This is a genomic window from Desulfallas thermosapovorans DSM 6562, from assembly GCF_008124625.1.
Taxonomy (GTDB): Bacteria; Bacillota; Desulfotomaculia; order Desulfotomaculales; family Desulfallaceae; genus Sporotomaculum; species Sporotomaculum thermosapovorans.
In genome coordinates this window covers 70408-95264 of sequence record NZ_VNHM01000004.1, presented here as the reverse complement: position 1 = coordinate 95264, position 24857 = coordinate 70408, and the positions used below count along the sequence as shown (strand labels likewise).

The 24857-nt window shown below is 48.1% G+C and carries 23 protein-coding genes and 1 tRNA gene; 7 read left to right on the top strand and 17 right to left on the bottom strand.

Translation table 11 applies throughout. The features are described from left to right. The first annotated feature begins 86 nt into the window (after positions 1 to 86). From LX24_RS04800 to LX24_RS04785, 4 genes are all read left to right on the top strand, one after another. Positions 87 to 548, top strand: a complete 462-nt coding sequence (locus LX24_RS04800; RefSeq protein ID WP_166511005.1) for a hypothetical protein — start codon at positions 87 to 89, stop codon at positions 546 to 548. Beyond that, positions 545 to 1186, top strand: coding sequence for an accessory gene regulator ArgB-like protein (locus LX24_RS04795; RefSeq protein ID WP_166511004.1), 642 nt, complete (start codon positions 545 to 547; stop codon positions 1184 to 1186). The genes LX24_RS04800 and LX24_RS04795 overlap by 4 nt, the downstream gene beginning before the upstream one ends. A gap of 4 nt (positions 1187 to 1190) precedes the next feature. Beyond that, a complete protein-coding gene (locus LX24_RS04790) occupies positions 1191 to 1328 on the top strand; it encodes an AgrD family cyclic lactone autoinducer peptide (protein ID WP_166511003.1) in 138 nt (45 codons plus the stop codon). A 95-nt stretch (positions 1329 to 1423) separates the two neighbouring features. Beyond that, positions 1424 to 3109, top strand: coding sequence for an ATP-binding protein (locus LX24_RS04785; RefSeq protein WP_166511002.1), 1686 nt, complete (start codon positions 1424 to 1426; stop codon positions 3107 to 3109). Positions 3110 to 3385: 276 nt separating this feature from the next. On the opposite strand, the gene LX24_RS04780 is transcribed toward LX24_RS04785, so the two are convergent. The 16 genes from LX24_RS04780 to LX24_RS04700 all read right to left on the bottom strand — a co-directional run bounded on the left by LX24_RS04780 (position 3386) and on the right by LX24_RS04700 (position 20499). Continuing rightward, positions 3386 to 4588 (bottom strand): NADP-dependent isocitrate dehydrogenase, encoded by a 1203-nt coding sequence (locus LX24_RS04780; protein ID WP_166511001.1) that lies wholly within the window; start codon positions 4586 to 4588, stop codon positions 3386 to 3388. A gap of 362 nt (positions 4589 to 4950) precedes the next feature. Next, complete coding sequence (locus tag LX24_RS04775; protein WP_166511120.1) at positions 4951 to 6735, bottom strand: NADH-dependent [FeFe] hydrogenase, group A6; 1785 nt, start codon at positions 6733 to 6735, stop codon at positions 4951 to 4953. Positions 6736 to 6749: 14 nt separating this feature from the next. Next, positions 6750 to 8477: a NuoF family protein gene (locus tag LX24_RS04770; RefSeq protein WP_166511000.1), complete on the bottom strand. Its 1728-nt coding sequence runs from the start codon at positions 8475 to 8477 to the stop codon at positions 6750 to 6752. Next, on the bottom strand, positions 8468 to 9001 hold the full coding sequence (locus tag LX24_RS04765) for an NADH-quinone oxidoreductase subunit NuoE family protein (RefSeq protein ID WP_166510999.1): 534 nt from the start codon (positions 8999 to 9001) through the stop codon (positions 8468 to 8470). The genes LX24_RS04770 and LX24_RS04765 overlap by 10 nt, the downstream gene beginning before the upstream one ends. 502 nt (positions 9002 to 9503) lie before the next feature. Continuing rightward, positions 9504 to 9983, bottom strand: coding sequence for a 23S rRNA (pseudouridine(1915)-N(3))-methyltransferase RlmH (gene rlmH / locus LX24_RS04755; RefSeq protein WP_166510998.1), 480 nt, complete (start codon positions 9981 to 9983; stop codon positions 9504 to 9506). 73 nt (positions 9984 to 10056) lie between these two features. Beyond that, positions 10057 to 10551 carry a spore coat protein gene (locus LX24_RS04750; RefSeq protein ID WP_166510997.1) on the bottom strand — a complete coding sequence of 165 codons (495 nt, stop codon included), beginning with the start codon at positions 10549 to 10551 and terminating at the stop codon, positions 10057 to 10059. Positions 10552 to 10630: 79 nt separating this feature from the next. Next, positions 10631 to 11392, bottom strand: a complete 762-nt coding sequence (gene hisF / locus LX24_RS04745; protein WP_166510996.1) for an imidazole glycerol phosphate synthase subunit HisF — start codon at positions 11390 to 11392, stop codon at positions 10631 to 10633. A 207-nt stretch (positions 11393 to 11599) separates the two neighbouring features. Beyond that, entirely contained in the window at positions 11600 to 12853 is a 1254-nt protein-coding gene (gene murA, locus LX24_RS04740; RefSeq protein WP_166510995.1) for a UDP-N-acetylglucosamine 1-carboxyvinyltransferase, read from the bottom strand. Next, positions 12854 to 13792 carry a peptidase MA family metallohydrolase gene (locus LX24_RS04735; RefSeq protein ID WP_166510994.1) on the bottom strand — a complete coding sequence of 313 codons (939 nt, stop codon included), beginning with the start codon at positions 13790 to 13792 and terminating at the stop codon, positions 12854 to 12856. 102 nt (positions 13793 to 13894) lie between these two features. After that, complete coding sequence (locus tag LX24_RS04730; RefSeq protein WP_166510993.1) at positions 13895 to 14533, bottom strand: tetratricopeptide repeat protein; 639 nt, start codon at positions 14531 to 14533, stop codon at positions 13895 to 13897. 105 nt (positions 14534 to 14638) lie between these two features. After that, positions 14639 to 15961: a peptidoglycan DD-metalloendopeptidase family protein gene (locus LX24_RS04725; RefSeq protein ID WP_166510992.1), complete on the bottom strand. Its 1323-nt coding sequence runs from the start codon at positions 15959 to 15961 to the stop codon at positions 14639 to 14641. Positions 15962 to 16166: 205 nt separating this feature from the next. Then, positions 16167 to 17516: a thioether cross-link-forming SCIFF peptide maturase gene (gene scfB / locus LX24_RS04720; RefSeq protein WP_166511119.1), complete on the bottom strand. Its 1350-nt coding sequence runs from the start codon at positions 17514 to 17516 to the stop codon at positions 16167 to 16169. 54 nt (positions 17517 to 17570) lie between these two features. Next, positions 17571 to 17720 (bottom strand): six-cysteine ranthipeptide SCIFF, encoded by a 150-nt coding sequence (gene scfA / locus LX24_RS04715; protein ID WP_166510991.1) that lies wholly within the window; start codon positions 17718 to 17720, stop codon positions 17571 to 17573. 137 nt (positions 17721 to 17857) lie between these two features. Then, positions 17858 to 18025: a hypothetical protein gene (locus LX24_RS04710; RefSeq protein ID WP_166510990.1), complete on the bottom strand. Its 168-nt coding sequence runs from the start codon at positions 18023 to 18025 to the stop codon at positions 17858 to 17860. Between the two features lie 102 nt (positions 18026 to 18127). Next, complete coding sequence (locus LX24_RS04705; RefSeq protein ID WP_166510989.1) at positions 18128 to 19102, bottom strand: SDR family oxidoreductase; 975 nt, start codon at positions 19100 to 19102, stop codon at positions 18128 to 18130. Between the two features lie 17 nt (positions 19103 to 19119). Continuing rightward, positions 19120 to 20499 (bottom strand): nucleotide sugar dehydrogenase, encoded by a 1380-nt coding sequence (locus tag LX24_RS04700; protein WP_166510988.1) that lies wholly within the window; start codon positions 20497 to 20499, stop codon positions 19120 to 19122. A 566-nt stretch (positions 20500 to 21065) separates the two neighbouring features. Between LX24_RS04700 and LX24_RS04695 the strand changes: the two genes are divergently transcribed. Both LX24_RS04695 and LX24_RS04690 read left to right on the top strand, forming a co-directional pair. Then, positions 21066 to 22157, top strand: coding sequence for an inositol-3-phosphate synthase (locus LX24_RS04695; protein WP_166510987.1), 1092 nt, complete (start codon positions 21066 to 21068; stop codon positions 22155 to 22157). After that, a complete protein-coding gene (locus LX24_RS04690) occupies positions 22157 to 23485 on the top strand; it encodes a sugar phosphate nucleotidyltransferase (protein ID WP_166510986.1) in 1329 nt (442 codons plus the stop codon). The genes LX24_RS04695 and LX24_RS04690 overlap by 1 nt, the downstream gene beginning before the upstream one ends. A gap of 74 nt (positions 23486 to 23559) precedes the next feature. On the opposite strand, the gene LX24_RS04685 is transcribed toward LX24_RS04690, so the two are convergent. Further along, positions 23560 to 24417 carry a histidinol-phosphatase HisJ family protein gene (locus LX24_RS04685; RefSeq protein WP_243131619.1) on the bottom strand — a complete coding sequence of 286 codons (858 nt, stop codon included), beginning with the start codon at positions 24415 to 24417 and terminating at the stop codon, positions 23560 to 23562. A 334-nt stretch (positions 24418 to 24751) separates the two neighbouring features. Here LX24_RS04685 and LX24_RS04680 point away from each other — a divergent pair. Further along, positions 24752 to 24826, top strand: a tRNA-Gly gene (locus tag LX24_RS04680). Positions 24827 to 24857 lie beyond the last annotated feature (31 nt).

Below are 24857 nucleotides of genomic sequence, written 5' to 3'. Positions count from 1 at the left end.
TAAGATAAGCTGATTAGGATTTAGCGTTTACGCCGCCGCCAGGCACTGGTTGTCCCTTTGACACTACCGCTTATTGAGGTGTGAAGATGCTGCAGACACTTTTGTTCTTTGCACAGGGAATCCCCGAAACTGCAGGTGTTGTTGCCTGCAGCCTGGCTCTGGCCAGGGTAAAACTGCGCTGGGGGGTGATCCTGGCTTTTGCGAGCGCATTAACCATGGTAATTTATGTTATCAGAAATATGCCGGTCACCTTCGGGCTGCACACCTTGGCGGGAATATTGCTGAGCACACTGTTCATCGCCAGGTTTACCAGGGTGCCGCCATTCACAAGCTTTATTGTCGTGTTCGCTGCCTATGCTCTGCTGGGATTATTGGAATTAGCCGTATACGAATTATTCGGAACACTTCTAAATACGGAAGCCAGCCTTTTAATGTCCAATCAGCATACGCGAACGTTAATCGGGTTACCCCAGGGCTTTATTCTGATCGCTGTTGCCTTTATTACCGCAAAATATAGAAGAGCCCAGGAAGGAATGTGGAGAATATGAGTTATCTATCCTTCAGCAAGCGCTGGGCGGGTTATCTTAGCCGGAAAACTCGCCTCACAGCAGAGCAGGAAATCATCCTGGCCTATGTTTTGGAGGTGCTGGCATTAAATTTTTTGAATATTTCTTTCACCCTCCTGCTGGGGGCATTGCTGGGTGTGCTGCCCGGCACCATCGCCTGCCTGGCCACCACTATATTGTTCAGGCACAGCGCCGGGGGAGCCCACTCCAATTCCCCCTGGCGCTGTGCTACCGTCACCATTGCCGTTTTTCCCCTTTTGGCCCTGCTGGGTGCATATTTTAGCGGCCTGGGACAGATGTTTGTCGATATACTTACGGCCATAGCCTTTGGGGTGGGGATAAACGCCATGCTATTGCTGGCCCCCGTGGATTCTCCCGCCGCCCCCATTATATCCCCGCTGCGCAGGGCAAAACTGAAAAAGATCTCTGTTTTATTTGTTGTGCTGGCCACCGTCATGGCGATATGGCTTAGAAATACTCCATGGCCGTATACCGAAACAGCCCAGCCGTGTATTGCCTTAACTTTGTTCTGGAGCAGTTTTATGCTTACCCCTTGGGGGCATAAGTTAATGTCGCTTGTGGACAGTATTTCATTAAAAACCAAACCAAAGGAGGTGTAATGAAATGAAAAAGATTACGTCCCGGCTTTGGGTATTTGCCGTTGCAGCACTGTTGTTGTTGGCCAAAGTCACCGCTGCCGCCGCCTCTGCCTGCCTGATTTCCGCCTACCAGCCCGAAGTGCCTGAAGCATTAAGAAAATAAATTAGCCTGTATTTGCTAGTTTATCGCGTTCCGCCATTGCATTGGGGTGGTAATTTCCACCCCTATTTCCTATTTTATGAAAAAGGGTGAAGACCATGACAACAGACAATTTGCGTCAAAGGGAAAATGAAGTACAGGAATATTTAATCACCACCCATATGCTTTGCCTTTTGATCATGATATCTTCACTGGTGCTCAGCAATAAATTTTTTATACCGGACCAAATATATCCTGTTATAAATGTTCGTTTCTTTATTATGGCCGGGCTGGTTGGGCTGTGCTTTATTGTACTTGTAAAAACCAGAAACGGCTCTTTAACGGACGGTATCAATACTATTTCTCTAACCAAGGCGACTTACATATTCTTTCCCTTTACGGTCACAGTGACCACGTTACTGGTTGTAAATAACAGCATCGATAACACCGAAACTATCCTGCTGCTGCCCGTTCTGGTAACCGCTTCACTGACCGGCAAAACAGGCGGGTTAGCCACGTCCACCCTTTGCACTTTGATATTGTTGCTCTATAACAAATTCTTTATTGGCAGCACAAACATTTACCAGGCCATGGAAGCGAATTTGCTTTTTATCGGCATGATGTATGTGGTGGGCTGGCTTGTAGGGGGATTGACCAGCATGGAGGCGGAACACCGCAAGCATTTGCACCGAAGCCTGCAAACACTGAAAGAAGAGATTACTTCCAGAAAAAAGGCCGAAGAACAACTGAGGGTATTATCCTGTGCTGTGGAGCAAAGCCCGGTGATGGTGGTAATAGCAAACACCAGCGGCATAATAGAGTATGTCAACGACAGTTTTACCCGCACCACCGGCTATATGCCCAAAGATGTCATGGGTAAAAATTTTTTTAACTTTATGGAGAACCATACCGGAAATTTAGATGAATTATCGGAGATAATCAAAACGGGTAGGAATTGGAAGGGTGAAATAATCAGCAGAAAAGCCGGTGGAAAATATTACTGGGAAAATGCCTTCTTTTTTTCCCTCAGGGATTCCGGTGGCCGGGTTACACATATTTTAAAATTTGCCGAGGATGTCACCGAGAAAAAGCAGTTGGAAAAGGAAATGGCCAACCTGGAACGGCTGAACCTGGTGGGCGAAATGGCCGCCGGCATAGGGCATGAGATAAGAAATCCCATGACTACGGTGCGTGGTTTTTTACAATTATTGAGCGGCAAGGAGAACTGCCGGGAGTACAGGGAATATTTTTATTTAATGATCCAGGAACTGGACCGGGCCAACTCAATAATTACGGAATATCTTTCCCTGGCCAAGGACAGGCCCGTTGATTATAAGCTGCAAAACCTCACTGATATTGTAGCGGCCATAACCCCGCTGATAACGGCCGATGCTACCAACGCGGACAAAATCATAGAACTTGATTTACAGAAAGTGCCTGACCTGCTGCTTGATGAAAAGGAAATCCGGCAGTTGTTGCTGAATCTGGTGCGCAACGGGCTGGACGCCATGGAGCCCAAAGGCAAACTAACCATAAAAACATTTGTCAGCAAAGATGATGAGGTAATATTAGCAGTAAAAGATCAGGGCTGCGGAATTAACCCGGAGGTGCTCGATAAAATTGGTACACCTTTTTTTACCACCAAAGCGGAAGGGACGGGGCTTGGCCTGGCGGTTTGCTACAGTATCGCCGCGCGCCACAACGCAACCATTAAAGTGGATACCGGTACCGGTGGCACCACGTTTTTCGTTGTTTTCAGGCGATCAGGGCCACAGCTTAATATCCTGTTAAGTAATTTAACTTGAAATCATTTTTTTATTTGTTTATTCAGTTTGCCATTATCATAGCCGCCACTTGCCTATCCCTTTACAACGCGCCTCGTAAATAACTTCGCCTGGCTCGCAGGTAAATGTTGCTGGCAATTGTCATACTCAAGCTTGCAAAAACAGACAGGGTTGTTTAAGGAGAGACAAAAGGCCTGGCTGCCGGGCATTATGGTATGCAGCAGCCAGGCCTTTTGCAAATTGCCCGCTATTATACTTACCGTATTCTTACTCTCTGCCTGCGCTTGCTCACATGCCTTAACCGCGCCCCAAACGGGCTTTAACTTCCTGCAAAAATTCCCGGGTATTGACTATCCTCTTCTCCCCTTCCGCCAGCTGTGCCAGATCCCTGGTCATAATCCCCGCTTCTATGGTGTCAGTGACCGCCTTTTCCAAATCGCCGGCGAATTGCACCAGGGCGGGAATACCGTCCAGTTCACCCCTTTTTTTCAATGCCCCGGTCCAGGCAAACAGGGTGGCCACCGGGTTGGTTGATGTTTCCTTACCCTCAAGGTACTGGTAATAATGCCTGGTTACCGTTCCATGGGCGGCTTCGTATTCATAGCAGCCGTCCGGCGAAACCAGTACCGATGTCATCATGGCCAGGCTGCCGAAGGCGGTGGCCACCATATCGGACATCACATCACCGTCGTAGTTTTTACAAGCCCAGATAAAACCGCCGGAGCTGCGCACCACCCGGGCCACGGCGTCATCAATCAGGGTATAGAAATACTCAATCCCCGCCGCCGCGAATTTACCCGCGTATTCCCTGTCATAAATGTCTTGGAAAATGTCTTTAAAATTATGGTCATATTTTTTGGAGATGGTATCCTTGGTAGCAAACCACAAATCCTGCCTTTGGTCCAGTGCAAAGTTAAAGCAGGCCCGGGCAAAACTGGCAATGGATTTGTCCAGGTTATGCATGGCCATGATAATGCCGGGACCGGCAAAATCATGAATTACCTCCCTGGTTTCCCGTCCATCTTCCCCCGTAAAAACAATCTCAGCCCGGCCCGGCCTCTCGACCTTCATTTCCACCCCTTTGTATATATCACCGTAGGCATGCCTGGCGATGGTGATGGGCTTGATCCATGTCTTTATAAAGGGTTTGATATTATTGACCACTATGGGGGTACGGAAAACCGTGCCGTCCAAAACCGCCCGGATAGTCCCGTTGGGGCTTTTCCACATTTGTTTCAGGTTATATTCCTGAACCCGCTGGGCGTTGGGGGTGATGGTGGCGCACTTGACCGCCACACCATATTCTTTGGTGGCCCGGGCAGCTTCCAATGTAATGCGGTCTTCAGTTTCGTCCCTCTTTTTCAGCCCCAGGTCAAAGTATACCGTTTTCAAATCTATGTAGGGGGTTAACAGAGTATCTTTGATATCCTGCCAGATAACCCTGGTCATTTCGTCGCCGTCCATTTCCACCAGCGGAACTTGCATTTGAATTTTTTCCATGTTAAGCTACTCCCCTTTTTGCAGCCGATTTTTTGTCAGCGGATATTAATAAATAACTCAACACCCGCTTTAAGTTGGTCTTTTGGTTATGTTATCCTCTATTTTATACTTGATATCCACTGAATTGTAAAGCTAAGCTTTAATCATTCAATCAACGCTTACCGCTCCCGGTCGCCTTCAAGTTTAAACTTTGGTGCCGGGTGTTGAAAGTATGAAAGAAATTCCTTCACGGCGTTTCGTGCCCTGGAAAGGCATAAATATAAGGTTGAAGGATTTTCATCCTTCAACCTTGCACCCCGGCACCGGGGCATTGTCCCTATCCCTTATAATCATCAACTGTAAGTGCTGTACAGCGTTGCCACCTATATTCTTTCCCTTTCCTCAAAATGGGTATGAAGAAGTTCACGGGCCCGCTGGCCAAAGGGCTTGCCCAGGTAATTTTTATAGAGTTCCAGGATCTCCTTATTCTCATGGGATTTTCTTATTTTTTTGTTTCTATCCTCGGCATATATGGCTGCTCTGCGTTTCTTGATAATTTCATCATTGCCATGGTGGTAGGGTTGTCCCCCTCCGGCGATACAACCGCCGGGGCAAGCCATGATTTCAATGGCATGATAATTAGCTCTGCCATCCCGAATATCCTCCAGAATATGCCGTGCATTACCCAGCCCGCTGGCAATGCCGATATTAAGCTCCTGGTCACCTATTTTAACGGTAGCCCTGCGAACACCTTCCATGCCCCTTAACTCCTCAAACTCAATCTTTTCCAGCGGTTTACCCGTCATCCATTCCGCAGCGGTTCGCAGTGCCGCTTCAATGACTCCTCCGGCTGTGCCGAATATAACTGATGCACCGGTTGCTTCCCCCAGGGGACTGTCAAATTCGCTGTCCGGCAGCTTAACGAATTCAATTCCCGCTTCTTTAATCATTGCTCCCAATTCCCGGGTTGTAATGACGATATCCACATTATTATGGGCATCCTTGGTAAGTTCCGGGCGCTTGGCCTCGGCCTTTTTGGCTATGCAGGGCATGACCGATACCACCACTATATTATCAGGGTCCAAACCCTTTTTTTCTGCATAATAAGTTTTGGCAATGGTGCCCAGCATAATATGCGGTGACTTGCAGGTGGAAGGAACATTGATCAACTCCGGAAATTGGTGTTCAATAAACTTGACCCAGGCGGGACAGCAGTTTGTTAATATCGGTAGCGTTTTGTTGTTTTTCAGGCGATAAATAAACTCCGCAGCTTCCTCCATAACAGTAAGGTCTGCTCCAAAATTGGTATCGAATACCGCGTCAAATCCCATCCGTTTTAAAGCCGTCACCATTTTGCCGGTAACAACCGTACCGGGTTCCATACCGAAAAGTTCCCCCAGGGTAACACGGATGGCGGGGGCGGTTTGGACCACCACATGCTTATCGGGGTCATTGATGGCCTCCCAAACCTTATCGCAATGAAAGGCCTCGGTGAGGGCTGCGGTGGGACAAACCTGCACGCATTGTCCACAATAGGTACAGGAAGACTCCACCATGGGGATATTGGCAAAGGGGCCTACAAAGGCATTAAAGCCACGGCCAATGCCGGAAAGAATACCGCAGGTCTGCACCTCATTGCAGGCAGTCTCGCAGCGCCGGCAATAGATACACTTGTTGGCATCCTTAACGATGGCGTCGCTGGATATATCCTTGGGATAGTCCATCCGCTCCCCTTCCCAGCGAATCTCCCTTACATTCAGCTCCTCGGCAAGGGATTGAAGCTCACATTCCAAATTTTTGGGACATGTGAAACATTCATTGGGATGGTTTGATAATAACAATTCCACCGCCATTCTCCTGGCGGTAATGGCCCGAATGGTATCGGTGCGCACCACCATGCCCTCCTGTACTTTGGTAACGCAGGAGGGCACCAGTTTATTGCGATTACTCCTTGTATCTACCAGTTCCACCATACATACTCTACAGGAAGCTGTTTTATTGTATAGTTGGAAATCGTGCAAGTCCAGGTGGCACAGGGTGGGTATCTTGACACCCGCTTCATGGGCAGCCTCCAGGATTGTTATACCTTCGGGGACGCTTAACTCCTGGTCGTTGATACGGATATGTATTTTTTTCCTTTCTGCATCATGATGCTGTTTGGCTAAAATTTTTCACACCCCCTTTATGATTTCAAGCCAATTTTATTCTTGGGCACATACCTTCCCTCTCCCCGGGGATGATCCACATCCTTGACAAAGGCCAAATATTCGGGCCAGAAATGTTTCATGGTACTAATGATGGGATTGGGGGCTGTCTGGCATAGCCCGCACAGAGAGCTGTCCTTGACCATGTAGGCCAACTGTTTTAAGGCATCCAGGTCCGCCATGGTAGCCTGGCCCGATGTTATTTTGTGGAGCATTTCAAAAAGCCTTTTGGTGCCTATGCGCCCCGGCACGCACCTGCCACAGGCCTCATCCATGGTAAACTCAAGGTAAAACTTGGCTATGTTGACCATATTGTCGTCTTCGTCCATAACAATCATGCCGCCCGAACCCATCATGGAACCTATCTCCAATAGGTTGTCATAATCAATGGGTGTATCCAGGTCCTTTTCGGTGATTACCCCGCCGGAGGGACCTCCCGTTTGCACGGCTTTAAACTTTTTCCCATTGGGAATACCTCCGCCGATATCAAAAATTATTTCACGCAAGGTAATTCCCATTGGCACTTCCACCAATCCCACATTATTTATCTTACCCGCCAGGGCAAAAACCTTGGTACCTTTACTTTTTTCCGTACCCATGGCCGCAAACCAATCCGCTCCCCTGGATATAATCACCGGGATATTGGCAAATGTCTCCACATTGTTTACACAGGTGGGGTGTCCCCAATAGCCCTCTTCAGCCGGGTATGGCGGCTTATAATTAGGTTCGCCCCGCTTGCCTTCACAGGAGTTGATCAGGGCGGTTTCCTCTCCACAAACAAAGGCACCGGCACCATATTTGAGTCTAATATCAAAGTTGAAGCTTGTGCCAAAGATTTCCTTACCCAGAAACCCCAGTTCCCTGGCTTGCTCCATGGCCGTGGTCAACCGGGAGATGGCCAGGGGGTATTCGGCCCGAATATAAACTATACCCTTATCTGCACCGATGGCATAGGCACCGATGGCCATCGCCTCTATTACACTATGGGGATCACCTTCCAAAATACTCCGGTCCATGAAGGCACCCGGGTCACCCTCATCCGCATTGCAGATAATGAATTTCACTTCATCTTCTTGCTGTTTAGTAATCTCCCACTTGAGCCCCGTTGGGAACCCCCCGCCTCCCCGCCCCCGGAGGCCGGATTTTTTTATGGTCTCGATAACCTCGTCCCGGGACATTTGGGTCAGTGCCTTTCCCAATGCTTCATAGCCGCCCAGTGCTATGTATTCATAAATATCCTCGGGATTAATCAACCCGCAGTTGCGTAGTGCAACACGAAGTTGTTTTTTATAAAAGGTCATCTCTTCCTGGGTATGAACCTTTTCCTTTATCCGTGGATCTTCATACAAAAGCCTGTCTACCCTCTTGCCCTTCATGATGTGCTCTTCTACAATTTCCTTGACATCCTTTAGTCCCACCCGGACATAAAATACATTATCGGGTTCTATTTTTACGATGGGCCCCTGCTCACAAAATCCAAAGCAACCTGTGCGGACTACCTTCACTTGCCCGGCCATGCCCCGGGTTTTCAACAGGGCCGTCAATATTTGAATGATTTTATCGCTATTGTTGGCCAGGCAACCCGTGCCTCCACAGACTAAAATATTTTTCTCTTCTGTTGGAGCATCCCGGTGCAGCCTCGGCCTTACGGCGCTTATGGCCGACTGTTTTATTTTATTTAACTCCGCCAGCGATTTTACCCGCATACTGCCCCTCCTGTTCGCCGGTATGTATTTATAATATCGTCCACGTCCTCCACCTTAACCTTGCCATAAACCTTGTCATCCACCATGACGACAGGGGCAAGGCCGCAAGCGCCGATACAGCGAACATCCTTGATGGTAAACAGCCCGTCCCCGGTGGTTTCATTGGATTCAATACCGAGCCTTTCTTTAAATCTTTCAGCAATTTTATCCGCTCCCCGCACAAAACAGGCTGTTCCCATGCAAATATTGATGGTATGTATCCCGCTGGGCTTGGTGGTGAAGTAGGAGTAGAAGCTTACTACTCCATGCACCTCTGCACCGGGAATACCCAGCTTGCGGGCAATAAAAAGCTGCACATCCCGCGACAGGTAGCCAAAAATATCCTGGGCTTTATGAAGGATTTCAATTAAAGCCCCCTTGGTGGTTTCTAAGCTGTTGATAAAGGATTCCAGCTGGTCATATTTCTCCTTGGAAAATTCTCGCTCCAGGGGCTTAGTAACATCGATTTCCTGAGGTTGCGTCAAAACAATCATCACCTTTTCCCAAAATACAAATAATATGTTCCTCCTATATAATTCCAAGAATGCAAGATTTGATTCAGAATCCGGTTTAAAACCCTATCATTTTAAAGCGGCGCAAAAAAAACTCCTTTCCGGTTTAATTGTTAAATTGCTCCCGGAAAAGAGCATCACCCCTGTTGCTACTCTAGCCACAGGGGTGAAAGAAAATGTTTATATGACAACTTCGATTTGCTGGACTCCTACAAACTCATTTGGGAAGAACCCATCATCTTCTGTTTCCAGGCATAATTCAATTGCCTCTTTTATTCTCGGAAGCAATTCTTCTACTGTTTTAGCCTGAGTATGGCAACCTTTTAGTGCAGGAACAGAAGCAATATATATTCCATCCTAATCCTTTTCAATAAGGATTGTGAAATTCAACTTTCTCATCATTACCACCTCAAAGTTATTATACCACTATCCATATAGAACGTTTACAAAAACCTTAATGAAACCTACTTTAGACTCATTTGTGGTAGGGCTCACCACGGGATATTTTAAAGGCCCGGTAAATCTGCTCCAACAGCATTACCCGCATCAGCTGGTGGGGGAAGGTCAGGCGGGAAAAGGACAAACGCCAGTGGACCCGCCTCAGGGCCTGGTCCGGCAGTCCCAGGCTGCCCCCAATGATAAAGGTAACATCACTGCACCCGTCCAAAGCCAGTTTATCCAGGCGGGCTGAAAGCTGTTCCGAGGATACCTGTTCCCCCCGCACGTCCAGGGCCACCAGGTAGGTGTCCGGGCGAAGCTGCCGGGTTATTTTCTGCCATTCCCGCTGTTTTATCTTCTCTTCTTCCGCCGCCGGTAGTCCCTCGGCATAGCCCTCGTCGGCCACCTCTTTTATCTCCAGGCGGCAATAGGCTCCCAGCCGCTTACTGTATTCGTATGCGGCCTCGCGCCAGTATTTTTCCTTTAATTTACCCACCGCAGCTACCGTTATCCTCATCTTGAACCGCCTTCCTAAACCACAAAAAAGGCGCCAAATGACGCCTTTTGCAACTTAAGTTTAATGGTTTTTATTACTGCACCTCGTACGCGCCCTGGCTTTGCAAATAATTGAAGATAGCTTCACCATGCTGCTGTTCTTCTTTTTGAATGTGGTTTAATACCTGCCGGGCATTGGAATTGGTGCATTCAAAAATAGTATTATCGTAGGTACCGGAAATATATTTTTCGGTAACCAGCATATCGTTACACAAATCAATATCATTCTGGTTTGCCGTGCCCGGAGTCATGTTTTGGGCAGCCTGCAGGTACTGGTTTTGGTTCTGGCCCTGGTTTTGGCCTTGCTGGTTTTGCTGGTTTTGGTGGAGATTGGGAACCTGGCCGTTCAACAACTGGTTTATGGTATTCAAATGCTGTTGTTCTTGCTGGGCCAGCGAATTAAACAGCTGTTTAAGTTGAGGATCCTGAGCCTGCCGGGCATAACTTTGATACTTTTGTATACACAGCTGTTCATGTTTCTTTTGATCCTGCAGCAGTAAGTTTTCCTTTTGAGATAGGTTAAATGCCAACCTGGTCCACCTCCTGTAAATGATTACTGTTAGTATTTAACCTATCTTGTTTTTTATACTGGCATGCAAGGGTAGTCCATCACGCTGTGGCCACGCCGTTATCCCGCAGGTACTTTTTCAAGTCAGCAATAATAATTTCGCCGAAATGGAAAACAGATGCCGCCAGCAGTATATCAGCCCCGCCAATTTTCACCGCTTCCAAAAAATGTTCCATTTTTCCGGCACCCCCCGAGGCGATAACGGGTACCTGTACTGCATCTTTAATGCCCTTGATCAAGGGTAGATCATACCCGCTTTTGGCACCGTCACAGGCTTTGCTGGTAGGTAGAATAATTCCCGCACCCCTGGCTTCAGCTTGTTTGGCCCATTCTACGGCGTCCGTCCCGGTGGCGGTTTTGCCCCCGTCTATGTACACCTCGTAACCCGATGGTAACGAAGGATTTTTATCCGCGTCAATGGCCACCACCACTTTTTCCGAGCCGAACCTTTTGGCGGCTTCCTCCAGCAATTCCGGGTGGCGATAACCCGCGCTGCTGATGGAAACACGGTCCGCCCCGGCCGCCAAAACCGCCTCGGCATCGGCCAGGGTGGCAATGCCGCCGCCTACTGTAAAGGGAACAGTGGTTACCCCGGCCACCCGGCGCACCACGTCCAGGGTGGTCTTTCTTTTTTCCAAAGTGGCGGTAATATCCAGAAAGGCCAATTCATCGGCCCCGTTTTCACAGTATGTACGGGTACATTCCACGGGATCGCCGGCATCACGCAAATTAACAAACTGAACACCCTTGACCACCCTGCCCTCTTTGATGTCCAGGCATGGCATAACCAGTACTTTTTTCATAAGTAATGCTATCTTCCCTTCACTAAAGAATAACTACCTGTTTATTCTTCAAACTGTTTTGGAAACCCCTTTCACGAGTATAACACCTGCTTTATTTCTTTAGCAAGCTGTTATTCTAAAAAAGCGGGCAAGTTGGAGCGGTCTTTACTTTACTGGTGCCAGCAAAGTAAAAAAGGCGCAAATTGACGCCTTTTGTAGATAAGTTGATCAAACTTTAAGCCTGACCCCAAGGCTTTTCAGCTTTTCATCCAGCATGTGATAACCACGTTCAATATAATGGGTGTTTTCTATTTCGGTTTGCCCTTCGGCCATGAGGGCTGCAATCACCAGGGCCGCGCCGGCCCTTAAATCCGTGGACTTTACCCTGGCGCCGTGCAGCTTGGTTACTCCCTCGACCACAGCCATACGGCCCTCCACCTTGATACAGGCCCCCATTCTTTTCAACTCATCGGCGATCTGAAACCGGTTCTCAAAAATATTTTCAATGATAATACTGGTACCCTGCACGGTGGATAAAAAGGCCATCATTTGCGACTGCATATCGGTGGGGAAACCGGGATAAGGCATGGTTTTTATATCCACGGGACGCAGTTCGCCCGTGGCGTCAACGGTAAGCATATCATCTTCTTCCCAAACCTGTACACCGGATTCACGCAGTTTGGCGCAGATGGGTTCCACGTGCAGGGGGATGACATTTTCCAGCACTAAATGTCCCCGGGTGGCTGCAGCGGCCACCATGAAGGTGCCGGATTCGATACGGTCCGGAATGACGGCATAACGCACACACCCGCCCAATTCGGGCACCCCTTCCACCTTGATTACATCGGTACCCGCTCCCCGTACTTTGGCGCCCAGGCAGTTAAGGAAGTTGGCCAAATCCACTATCTCGGGTTCCTTGGCCACATTCTCCAGCACAGTTTGTCCCTCAGCCAGGCAGGCCGCCATCATAATGTTTTCCGTGGCCCCCACACTGGGGAAGTCCAGGTAAATACGGGCCCCCTGCAGGCGACCGGCGGTTTTGCCCACGGCGTATCCGCTTTCCAGGCTGATTTGCGCCCCCATACCGGCCAGTCCTTTAAAATGTAAATCCATGGGCCTGACCCCGATATTGCAACCACCGGGCAAGGAAAGCTTGGCGTATCCAAACCTGGCCAGCAGCGGTCCTAAAAGCAGGTTGGAAGCACGGAGCTTTTTAACCAAGTCGCAAGGCGGATCTGCCGCTATGCGAGAGGGTGCCATGATCTTGAGCGATGAATTGCTCAGCCATTTTACCTCGGCCCCGATATGTTTTATGATCTCGATCATTACCCGCACATCGCTGATATCAGGGATATTTTCCAATACTACTTCATCGCCGGCCATAATGGCTGCGCATAAAATAGCCAAAGCTGCATTTTTAGCACCGCTGATACGCACCTTCCCCTGCAGCGGCCGCCCCCCGTCAATAATCAGTTTGTCCATTTAAACCTTATCCTCCCGCTTAATATACAATGGCTGGTTCAGTTCCCCGGACAGCCAGGTATGCCACCCGTTTTCAAACTGTTCCGGAGTCGTTCCCAGGGCCTGTATCATCGAGTCGTGAAAGTTTTTACCCTGTGCCAGATTGTTAATAATTTTATGCAACCCGTCTTCCCCATAGACCGCTACAATGTATTCCACCGCCGATAACGATTGCCTGTAAGCCAGGGTTTGATCGAGCAGTGCATCAAAATTCCGGTCCATGCGTTCCAACGGGTATAATCCCCGATCCCAGATTCCCGGCGGCTGGCTGAACAAAAAACCGGTAATTTTGTATTCTTCGTACTGGGCCAGGCCTTCTGTAAACCAGCGGGGATAATTGCCCCGGGCCACGTAATCCAGCACCAGGTGAGTCATTTCATGGGCCATGGGGCCGGCCTGCCAGAAAATTCGTTTCATTGCCTCGGGATCATCTTCATTTATCCAGGCCCGGGGTGCCAGTACCCTGATCACGCCCCCCCAGTATACGCCCATGGCGTTTTCACTGGCCGGCCAGCCGAAACTGGCATTTAATTCTTCTCTGGAAGCATGGATAATGATGGGAATCTTTCGGGCCGGTGTAAAATTAAAATCGTCACAGATGCGCTGGTAAAAAAGCCGGGTGGTTTCCTGTACCAGTTCCGCTCCCTCTTGATCACCCCGGTAACGGATAATTAAATAGTCATCCTCGGCATGCTGCCACCCGTGGGTGCGCAGTAGCGTCTGAGCCCGGGCTATTTCTCTAAAGAACCCGTATAAATATCCCTTGATACCTCCCGGTACCCTGATCAACATAAATGTGCCGACCATGAACAGCACTGCCAGCACTACGGACAGCAGCTTTACTATATGTGAAGCGGGTTGCTCCTGTTCCTGCAGTATATATTGCTGCTTCATGGTCATGCCAATTCCCCTTTAACTTAGTTAATAATTCAATTATATAATCAACTAAAATACATGCCTACGGTAATTTATAACAGAAAGAGCCAGGTAGCCCTGGCCCGTCTAATTAGTTTGGCCCGCTTGTAATTCATTGATATACTGCTTGGCCTTTTCCACATCAGGTCCTTCTTTTTGGAGGCGCACAAATTCTTCCAATTCTTTTATGCCCTTGCCAACATCACGGCCTTCGTCACTGCGGAAAGCATAAAACTGGCCGGCGTAATAATGGGCATAGGCATCGTCCGGTTTTAATTCCAATGCCTCATCCATCTGGGCGGTGGCCTTGTCATAATCGCCCAGCAAGAAATAAGTTACACCCAGTTCTTTGTGCATTTCCACATCGTCCGGCTTAATTTTAAGCGCTTTATTATAAGTATCCACCGCCTTTTGGCCTTCGCCGTTATCTCTGTACAGCTTGGCCAGCTGGCCCATTAATGCCGTGTTTTGCTGGTCCTCTTTTAATTGGGATTCCAGATCGGCTATTTTTTGTTCGGTGGAACCTGCTTGCTGCACGCCAGCCGTGCCGGCTTTGGATGGTATATTGCTATCGCCGAAGGCCCAAAACATGGAGGAGCCGACCAACCCCACCCCAAGCACCACAGCAAGTATACCGAAAACGATTTTTTGCCGCTTTTTCTTCCTGGGTAAATTGGCAAAGGAACCTGTATTTTTTGCAGACTGCTTGTTATCTTTTTTAACCAAGACTGCTGCCCTCCCTACTTTATTTCCACACATTTTTACACAAATATATTATACATTAATCATAAGGGATAGGAAACAGCATTCCCTGGCAATTTATTTAATGTTTTAAATAAATAAAGCGGGGTTTTTTGGCACACCGTTAACTATTACCTCGAAATGCAGGTGTGGTCCGGTGGAATTGCCCGATGAACCGGCCCGGCCGATAAACTGGCCCCTTTCCACACGCTGCCCCGGTTTTACCGCCGCAGAGGATAGGTGCGCGTACCGGGTCACCACACCGCTACCATGACTTATATCAATACAGAGTCCATAGCCGCCCCGGTAACCGGCCCGCTGTACCGTACCGGCTTCAGCCGCCACCACCGGGCTGCCGTAATTGGCCGCAATATCCACTCCCTCATGCACTCTCCCCCAGCGCTGGCCAAAGGGTGATACAATGGAACCTACGGTGGGGTAAGCAAGGCGCCCGTTGCCGCCCCTGAAGGCCAGCAACTTTTTATTACCTTTGGCGATAACCTGGGGTACCGGCTCTTTGATTACCTTCTGTTCCAAAACCCTCCGTTTTGTTTCCAGGCCGTTTTCCAGGGTGACTTCGTAAACCACTTCCCGCTGGCCGGGGCTGCCCTTTTGCACCAGTTTTTGTTCACCCCAGTAAAGGTTTTGGTCAACCTTCTCCTGGACCCTAAAGCTCATCTCTTCCCGGCGCACATCTTGATAAGTGGTTAGCACATCAACCAGCGGCGCGGGCCGGGATATTTTTATTTGCTGTCCGATTTGCATGGTTTCAGGTGTTAAGTCCGGGTTGGCCTCCATTAGCTCCTCAACCGGCAGCTTGGCCGCAATGGCCACATCCCACAAGGTATCCCCTTCCTTAACCTTGTACTCCCGCACTTCCACACCGCCAAACCGGATATATTCCACCGCCCGGTCAGCATCCATTAAGTCATAACGGTCCACGGTAACCGGTTTAATTTCCACCTGTTGCTTAAAGGACAATTTTCCCTTTTCATCTTCATCGACACTGTATGTATTTAATAGTTTATCCAGTACTTGTTGGGCCACCGCTTTATCTTTAACTGCCACGATTTGTTTGCCGTCAACGAAGATACCGCTGGCTTCATACTGGTGGTCCAACTTTTGCGCCAAACAAAGCTGTATCTCCTTTTTATCCTCCACCGCACCAAACCGCCAGGTGGGGCGATATTTGACAGTATCCGCATTTATTTTGACAGGCATCCCCGCCGAGCTTTCCAATTGCTCCAGGTAATCATTGACAGCAGCTTCAGCAATTTCACGGTCCCTGGCCACCACCACAACCTCACCGTCCCAGACCACGGCACAGCGGGTCAGGCTGAAGAAGGCACAAATAACAAGTACGGGAATACCCAATAACAACAGTGTTTTAATACCCGTACGGGAACCTAGCATTTCCGTCCAGGCAGCTTTTAACTTACCGGTTAATTGGTGTATATTATTTTGAATGTCAATCCCTCCCCTGCACAAATATGCGTAATTTAGCAGAATAAATCAAACTTGGGCAGTATTCATTATAACATCCAAAACATTTGTCGTAAACTTTACATGTACACAAAAAAGGGAAGCACGGCGCTTCCTTTTTTGTGTCTATGTGCAATTAATCCACCCTGGTCTTAATTTTAAGATATAACGCGCACTCCAACCTTTTGCGGGCCAGTATACATCCCAGTGAGTAAGGTTTAAGCAAATCGCCGTTAAAGGCATAGGCATTGGCATGACAGCCGCCACTGCAATGGAACTTGGCCCAACACTGGCAGCATTCGTTTTTATTATAAATATGCGCGCTGCGGAATATATTTGCTATATTTTTTTTGACAACCCCTTCATAAACCGTGCCAACCTGGAAGTCATCTTTGCCCACGAACTGGTGGCAGGGGTACAGCACCCCGCCGGGCACCACCGCCAGGTATTCGGAACCGGCGCTGCAGCCCGTGAGACGTTTGGGCAGGCAGGGCCCGTCCTCCAGATCGATATTGAAATGGAAAAAATCCACCGGCCGGCCCTGGCGGTGCCTTTCCAGTAAATACCTGGTCAGCTTGTCATACTCCTCCATCAATACCGGTATGTCCTCATCTCTAAAGGTATAATCAGTGTCAGCCCCGGCCACCACGGGTTCTACGGAAATGTGGTTTAACCCCGCCTCGGCCAGGTGTTTCACATCGGCGGAAAAATCCAGGTTGTGGCGGGTAAAGGTACCCCTGATGATATACTCCCGGCAATGGGGCGAGCCCGTGAATTCCATGATTTTATCCATCACCTGCCGGTAACTACCCCCGCCTGCTGCGGTAACCCGCATGCGGTCATGCACCTGGGGTCGCCCGTCAACGGAAAGAACCACCGCCAGATCGTGATGGCCGATAAATTGCTGCATCTCCCGGTCCAGCAGGGTGACATTGGTGGTAAGGGTAAACTTGATCTCCTTACCCGCCTCCCGGGCTTTGGTCCGGCCATACTCCACCAAATCCGCCAGCACCGCCCGGTTCATCAGCGGCTCGCCGCCGAAAAAATCCACCTCCACATGCCGCCGATCACCCGAGGCCCGCATTAAAAAATCCAGGGCGGCCCGGCCCACTTCCGCCGGCATCAACTCACGCCCGCCGCCAAAGTCACCCTGGCCGGCAAAACAATAGCGACAGCGCAAGTTGCAGTCGTGGGCCAGGTTCAAACAAAGCGCTTTGACCGTTTCACCCCCGGGCGGCTCGTACCCGCCCGGCAGCGGGTCCGGGGAAAAAAGCAGGCCGCTGTCCGTTAGCTCTTTAATCTCCCCGATTATTTCCATTACCACATCGTTCCCGTAAATAGGACCGTATTTATGCACCAGCCCGGTTTCGGACATGGCCTGGTAATCTTTTATAATTTGCAAGGTGGGCTCATCCACCTCATGCACGGCATTACTGTTGACATCCAGCACTATATTGGTGCCGTCAAAGGTAAAGGCGTGGATCAACTTTATCATTCCCTTCAAAAAAAAGACCTCATCCCGAAACGGGATCAGGTGCAGTTAGTTTTTCTTTTTGGCGCAAGCCTGGTTGCCCACCGTGCAAGATGTCTTGCAAGCCGATTGGCAAGAAGTCTGACACTCACCGCAACCCCCGCTGCGCACGGTGCTTTGCAGCGTCCGGCTGTTAATGGTCTTGATGTGTTTACCCAATATACTTGCCTCCTTGTTAATTGACTAATAAAATTATATGCCAACCAGGGAATAATAAGCAAGGAGTTTTAGCTGTTATTATCTTTTAAAAGACAGCCTTTACACCCGGTCACGCCGGGTTAATCCCAAAATTGCTTTCAGGCCAGCTTATTCAGGTATTTTATTTGTTCAATTTGAGCTTGCCGCAGCCGGCGTTTAAGCCTGCGTTTTTCCCGGGGGTCCGCAGCTTCGGCCACCTGCTGTTTAAGTTGTAAGATCTGCTCTTTATTTTGTTCGATGATTATTTTGTGATCAGCAGTGGTCATTTACCTTCACCTCTCACCTAACTTCAACAAAAAAGAAAACTTTCCTGCCTGCCCGGTGATATGAAATAGTTAAACTGCAGCAGAACATGGCAGGTAAAAAAATCACAATTTCTCCTTATACCAATCAATGGTGAGCGCCAATCCCCGGGCAAAATCATAGTCGGGCGCATAACCCAGCATACCCCTGGCCATGCTTATATCGGCATGGGAATGCTTGATATCGCCTTTACGCTCTGGTCCGAATCCGGGTTCAATGTCTTTACCCAACGCCCTGCACAGTGCATAATAAATATCAATCAGGTAATCCCTGGCACCGCAGGCGATGTTATAGGCCATGCCGGCCGCGGCACTGGGGGCCTGGCAGGCTTTTAGATTGGCCCCGATGACATTGTCTATATAGGTAAAATCACGGCTTTGTTTTCCATCGCCATAAATGGTAGGGCGCTGGTCATTCATTAACTGTTTGATGAATTTGGGAATAACGGCGGCATAGGCACCATTGGGGTCTTGCCTTGGGCCAAATACGTTAAAATAGCGCAAGCCGTAAGTATCAAGATTGTATAGCTTGCTGTACAGCCTGCCGTATTCTTCGTTGGCGCGTTTCGTCAAAGCATAGGGTGATAAAGGGCGTCCCTCCCGGCCCTCCCTTTTGGGCAGGTTTGGCTCATCACCGTAAACGGAGGAACTGGAAGCATAAACGAATTTACGCACCCCCTGCCGCCTGGCCGCCTCCATCATGTTGAGCGTTCCCCTGATGTTTATTTCTTCATATAGTAAAGGCATTTCTATGCTTTTGGGCACGCTGCCCCAGGCTGCTTGATGCAGCACATAATCCACGCCGGCACAGGCCCTCATGCAAACATCCAAATCACGAATATCGCCTTTAATGAAGGTAAAGTTGGGATTACCCGCAAAGGGGGTTATATTCTCCGGCTTCCCGCTGGAAAAATTATCAAGGCAGCGCACCCGGTAACCCTTTTTTAACAGCGCTTCGCACAGGTTGGCACCAATAAAGCCCGCCCCCCCGGTAACAAGAAAAACCGCATCCCTGTCAAACACAACATCCTTATAACCCATGGTCAGGTATTCTCCCCTCAAAGCCTCCAATACAAAAAATTCATGTCCTCCGCCTCTTTTTTGTCAAACATTCCTTTAACGTCAATTAGCACATATACATTTTGCCCCTGGCCCGCACCGGGCTGGGTTGCTGCGGCAGATTCGTCCATGGTACGGGGATATTGGTCTTGATGATTGAACATTTTCTTAATATCTTTTAATTTGATGGACTTGAAAGCTTCATGGGGCACCGCAAAAATTACCGCATCCATATCTACAATTTCTTCCGCATTACGGGGGCTGATTTTATAGGTCTCCCACAGGTCCTCTTGATCAGCCACCGGGTCCACTATTTTTACCTCAATGCCATACTCCTCCAGTTCTTTAACGATATCCACCACTTTGGTATTTCTGACATCCGGGCAGTTTTCTTTGAAGGTTACGCCGAATATCGCCACCTTTGAGCCTTTAATTTGCTTGTTGGCCTTGATCATTTTCTTAACTACGTTTTCAGCGACGTATTTGGGCATGTGGTCGTTTATCTGCCTGCCGGCCAGGATAATTTGGGAGTGGTAGCCCATTTCTTCCGCTTTATAAGTCAGGTAGTAAGGGTCAACCCCTATACAGTGGCCGCCCACCAGCCCGGGGTAAAACTTTAGGAAATTCCATTTGGTCCCCGCCGCCTTCAAAACAGCCTTGGTATCAATGCCCATTTTGTTGAAAATAATGGAGAGCTCATTCATGAAAGCAATATTAATATCCCTTTGGGAATTTTCAATCACCTTGGCTGCCTCGGCCACTTTAATACTTTCGGCTCTATAAACACCGGCCTTAACCACCAGCTCATAAACCCTGGCCACGGTATCCAGCGTTTCATGGTCCATGCCTGATACTATTTTCACGATATTCTCCAGGCGGTGATTCATATCACCCGGGTTGATACGTTCCGGAGAATAGGCGATTTTAAAATCACTGCCGCCCTTTAAGCCCGATTCCTTTTCCAAGATGGGCAGGCAAATTTCTTCGGTGACACCCGGGTATACCGTGGATTCATAAACCACAATCGATCCCCGGGCCAGGTTTCTGCCCAGGATACAACTGGCACTTTTAAGTGCCGTCAAATCAGGTGTGTGATCCTTATTTACAGGAGTCGGCACGGCAATAATGTGAAACCTGGCCTCCCTTAATTTTCTTTCGCCGGCGGTGAATTCCACGGTGGTATTTTTTATAGCTTCGCTGCCCACCTCGCCGGTGGGATCAATACCGGATTTATACAAACCAATTTTTTTTGTATTGACATCGAAACCAATAACCAATGCCTTCCTGGCAAAGGCAATGGCTATGGGCAGACCAACATAACCCAAACCAATCACAGAGATTTTTTGTTGCCTGTTGACTATTTTTTCGTATAAACTCATGCATGCCCACCTGTTCACGTTTTCTTGACAACCACCCCGCCAACCGGGGGTTGATATACCACCAAAATATGCAAAAAAGTGTAATATGCCACCTGGCCCGGCTGGCAAAAATAACCGGGGCCTAAATATATGGCAGGGGCGGGTTGCGTCTCAACCGGCCCGGGGTGTTCTCTACCCTGAAAATAGCGTTAGGTAATTTTTATCCTCTGCTGGTGCCGCGATAGCGGCATGGGTGTCTACCCTGTAAAAAGAATATACTGGCATTTATACTCAATACTTGAAAGATAGGACAAGTTTTGCTATATTATTATCAGCCAAATTAGTTGAGTGCTAACAGCTGCAAATAATGATTGGAAAGGCTTCTGATTTTATTAAGATTGGCGAATTGGGAGTGATTCCAAATTACTACAACAGCAATAACACTCCCAGCTTATGCCGGGGGTTTTTTTATGGTACCAAAAAGGAGGTGCGTTGAAGGCATAAAAATCCATTAACAAACATTGCAATTGCCAACAAATGTAACTGTCTATAGTTAGATTTTTTTCATTACAAAGGGAGGTATTGTATTGTCTAAAATCAACATAGCCATTGCAGGCGTTGGGAATTGTGCAAGCGCTTTATTGCAAGGAATAGAAATGTACAAAAACTCGCCCCAAGAGGCTGTCGGGCTGATGAATTATGAGGTTGGCGGTTACAAACCGGGTGACATTAACGTAGTTGCAGCCTTTGATATTGATAAGCGGAAAGTGGGCAAAAAGCTGCAGGAAGCAGTGTTTGCCAAACCAAATTGCACTGCTGTGTTTTATGACCAGTTACCTGACTATACGGTTGAAGTGCAGATGGGGCCTGTTATGGATGGCGTTTCAGAACACATGGCTGATTACGAACCGGATAAGAGTTTTGTGGTCGCCGCTGAAGAACCCTGTGATGTGGTTAAAGTGTTAAAGGAAAGCGGCGCGGAAATTTTAATCAATTACCTGCCCGTGGGCTCTGAAAATGCCGCCAAATTTTATGCCCAAGCATGCCTTGAAGCCAATGTCGGTTTTATCAATGCCATGCCGGTGTTCATTGCTTCAGATGAAGCCTGGGCCAAAAAATTCAGCGATAAAAATATTCCAATTATCGGTGATGACGTAAAAAGCCAGGTGGGAGCAACCATTGTCCATCGCACGTTAACCAAGTTATTTGAGAATCGCGGTGTAATCCTTGACCGCACTTACCAGCTGAATTTTGGCGGGAATACTGACTTTTTAAATATGCTTAACCGCAGCAGGCTTGTTTCCAAGAAAAAATCAAAAACCCAGTCGGTGCAGGCCGAACTGAAAACTGCCCTGGCTGATAACAATATTCATATTGGACCCAGCGATTACATCCCCTGGTTAAATGACAATAAAATCTGCCATATACGCATGGAGGGGAGAGGGTTTGGCAATGTTCCATTAACCCTGGAGGTTAAACTTTCCGTGGAGGACGCGCCCAACAGCGGAGGCGTTATGATAGATGCCATCAGGTGCATGAAACTGGCTTTAGATCGCAAAACCGGCGGTATATTGAATTCCATCTCAGCTTTTACCATGAAATCACCGCCAGTTCAGTATACCGATACAGAGGCGAAAAGGATGGTGGCTGAATTTATCAGTGGCGGGAGGGAGCGCTAGTGAGAGCTGTCCTGCTTGCTGCCGGCGAAGGAAAGAGGCTAAGGCATTATTTTAAGAGGCCCAAGCCTCTTATACATTTATTGGGGCTCCCTTTGATAGAACGGAATATTCTTACCCTACGGGAATGCGGTATTAAAGATTTTATAATTATAACCGGTTGTTATGACAGTGCACTGCGGGATTGTTTGGGTACCGGAGAAAAAATGGGGATAAATATAAAATATTTGTATAACCCGGATTGGAAACTGGGCAACGGTTTATCAGCACACACTTTTCATAAAGAATTTAAACGGGATGAAAAATTTATTTTAATGATGGCGGATCATATTATTGGATCTGATGTAATAAAAGATTTTGTTGCCGAAGCAGGCAATATTAAACAAAATGAAATTTTGCTTGCCGCCGACAGGCGATTGGAAGGTGTTTATGACTTACCCGAGTGTACCAAAATCAAAGCCGAAAACAATTATGCCCTAGAGCTGGGCAAAGGCCTGCAGGAATTTAACGCTGTGGACTGTGGTCTTTTTATTGGTACCGGAGCACTTCTGGATGCTTTGTCCGGCTCCATAGCCGAGGGAAGGTATGCCCTCACCGATGCGGTAAACAGGCTGGCCGGGCTAAATAGGGTTAAATTGCATTTTATAGACGGTCCCTGGGTGGATGTGGATGATTTAGCCAGCTATAAACATGCCGAAAAAATGCTGTTGCAATCATTAATACCACCAAAGGACGGTTTGGTTTCCAAGTTTATTAACCGCAAATTCTCCCTGGTGATTACAAAATTTTTGGCCCAAACCGGGGCAACACCAAATCAAATTACCTTTTTTTCGTTCTTGATCGCTGTGGCTTCAGCTATTTGTTTTGCCACGGCTAACCCCCTTTGCGGGGGGCTTCTGGCGCAGTTCAGTTCCATAGTTGATGGGGTTGATGGAGAAATGGCCCGTTTAAAATTTCTCAAAAGCAATTACGGAGGAATTTTTGATTCTATCCTGGATCGTTATGCAGATTTTTTGATTATTATTGGCATGACATATGCCTGGTATGCTGCCACGGGCAACACCACAGCGCTGCTGGTTGGTTCGGCCGCACTGACCGGGATGCCCATGTCCATGCTTTTCAAGGAAAAATTTCAGGCCGTCACCGGCAAGCCCTTTTTACCCGGTTATGACGGCATATCCCGTTACCTTTTGGCCAACCGTGACGGCAGGCTGTTTATTATCATGCTTGGCGGTATTTTCAATCTGCTTCCATTTACTTTGATTTTATTAGCGGCAGTAACTCACCTGCAGACATTGATCCGCCTTTACAATGCCCGTAAACTAGCGTAAAAACAGGCAGCCATGCTGCCAGCGCAGCACCGGCAGGAGATGAAAATCACCCAACCCTATTTTCAGAATAGCTGTTAAATGATGGGACGGGCGCGCCTGCGGGTAAAAACGTGATTGGAAAGATTAAATTCTTCCAACAAAGCCAGGGCTTCATCTATATATTCACCCAGTTCACCGGGAGTATGGGCATCGGAACCCACAGTAAAAACTTTAAGGCCTTCCTTTGCCGCCAGGTCGATTATCTCCCTGGTGGGGTGAAATTCATTTAGCCCCCTGCGAATGCTTGAAGTGTTGATTTCCAATCCCATTTCCCTGCGGGCCATTTCCCTGAAAATTGGTTCTATAACCCCGCGATGTATGGAAAGCACCCCTGGACCGTAATGCTGGATACCGTATCGCCGGTAAAGATCAACATGGGCAATACAATCAAAAAACCCGGTGGCCACTGCCTCTTTCAATGTTGTAAAATAATCCGCGCGCAGTGCATGTAAACTTTTGGCCTGGAAATAACGCGGGCTTTCTTTCCTGGAAGAAATGGCAATGTGGTCTAAGCAATGAATAGCCCCCATTACATAATCAAATGGATAATTGTTGATAATCTTTTCAATGTCTTTTTCCACACCCCGGCAGTAACCGATTTCCACTCCGGCTTTTATTCCAAGGTTTTCCATTTTAAACTCCTCCTGGAGCCCGGTAATTTCGAGAAAATATTTTTCCAGCCAGGTGTGGTTTAATACCGGTATTCTTTCCCCGTCCAAAACAGCAAAATTATCCATTTCACTTCGCACCGGGTCCAGTTCAACATGGGTGGTGAAACAAATCTCAGCCAGCCCCAATTCCAACGCTTGATAACAATAATCCTTCATCTGAACCGGAGAGGCATCTATGGAATAGTTTGGGTGAATGTGATAATCGGTTTTGATAGATTTCACAGGTAACCCCCTTATTTTAATTATTACAAAATAAACGACCATTAAAAAAATACAGCTGGAAAATGCAGCGCCCTCTGAATATTGTTTAATTTTTTCACCCGTTGCAAAACAATTGCAGGCGAAAAATAAAAAAGCCCCCTGTTTTTTGGTAAAATGAAAGCGGCCAAACCAACACCCACCAAAAGCAAGAGAAGGTCCTCATTAAGTTATATTATACTCCAGGCGGGCAAGTAATTTATCATGGAAAAGCAGTGATAGCCGGTACTATTGAACCTTGTACGGCATCTTGACTTTTGGGGGTATAATGCGCTATAATAAATTGCGTTCGATACATGCGGGTGTAGCTCAATGGTAGAGCATCAGCTTCCCAAGCTGAGGGCTGAGGGTTCGATCCCCTTCACCCGCTCCAGTACAAAAAGGCCTCCGTGGATTTACTAAAA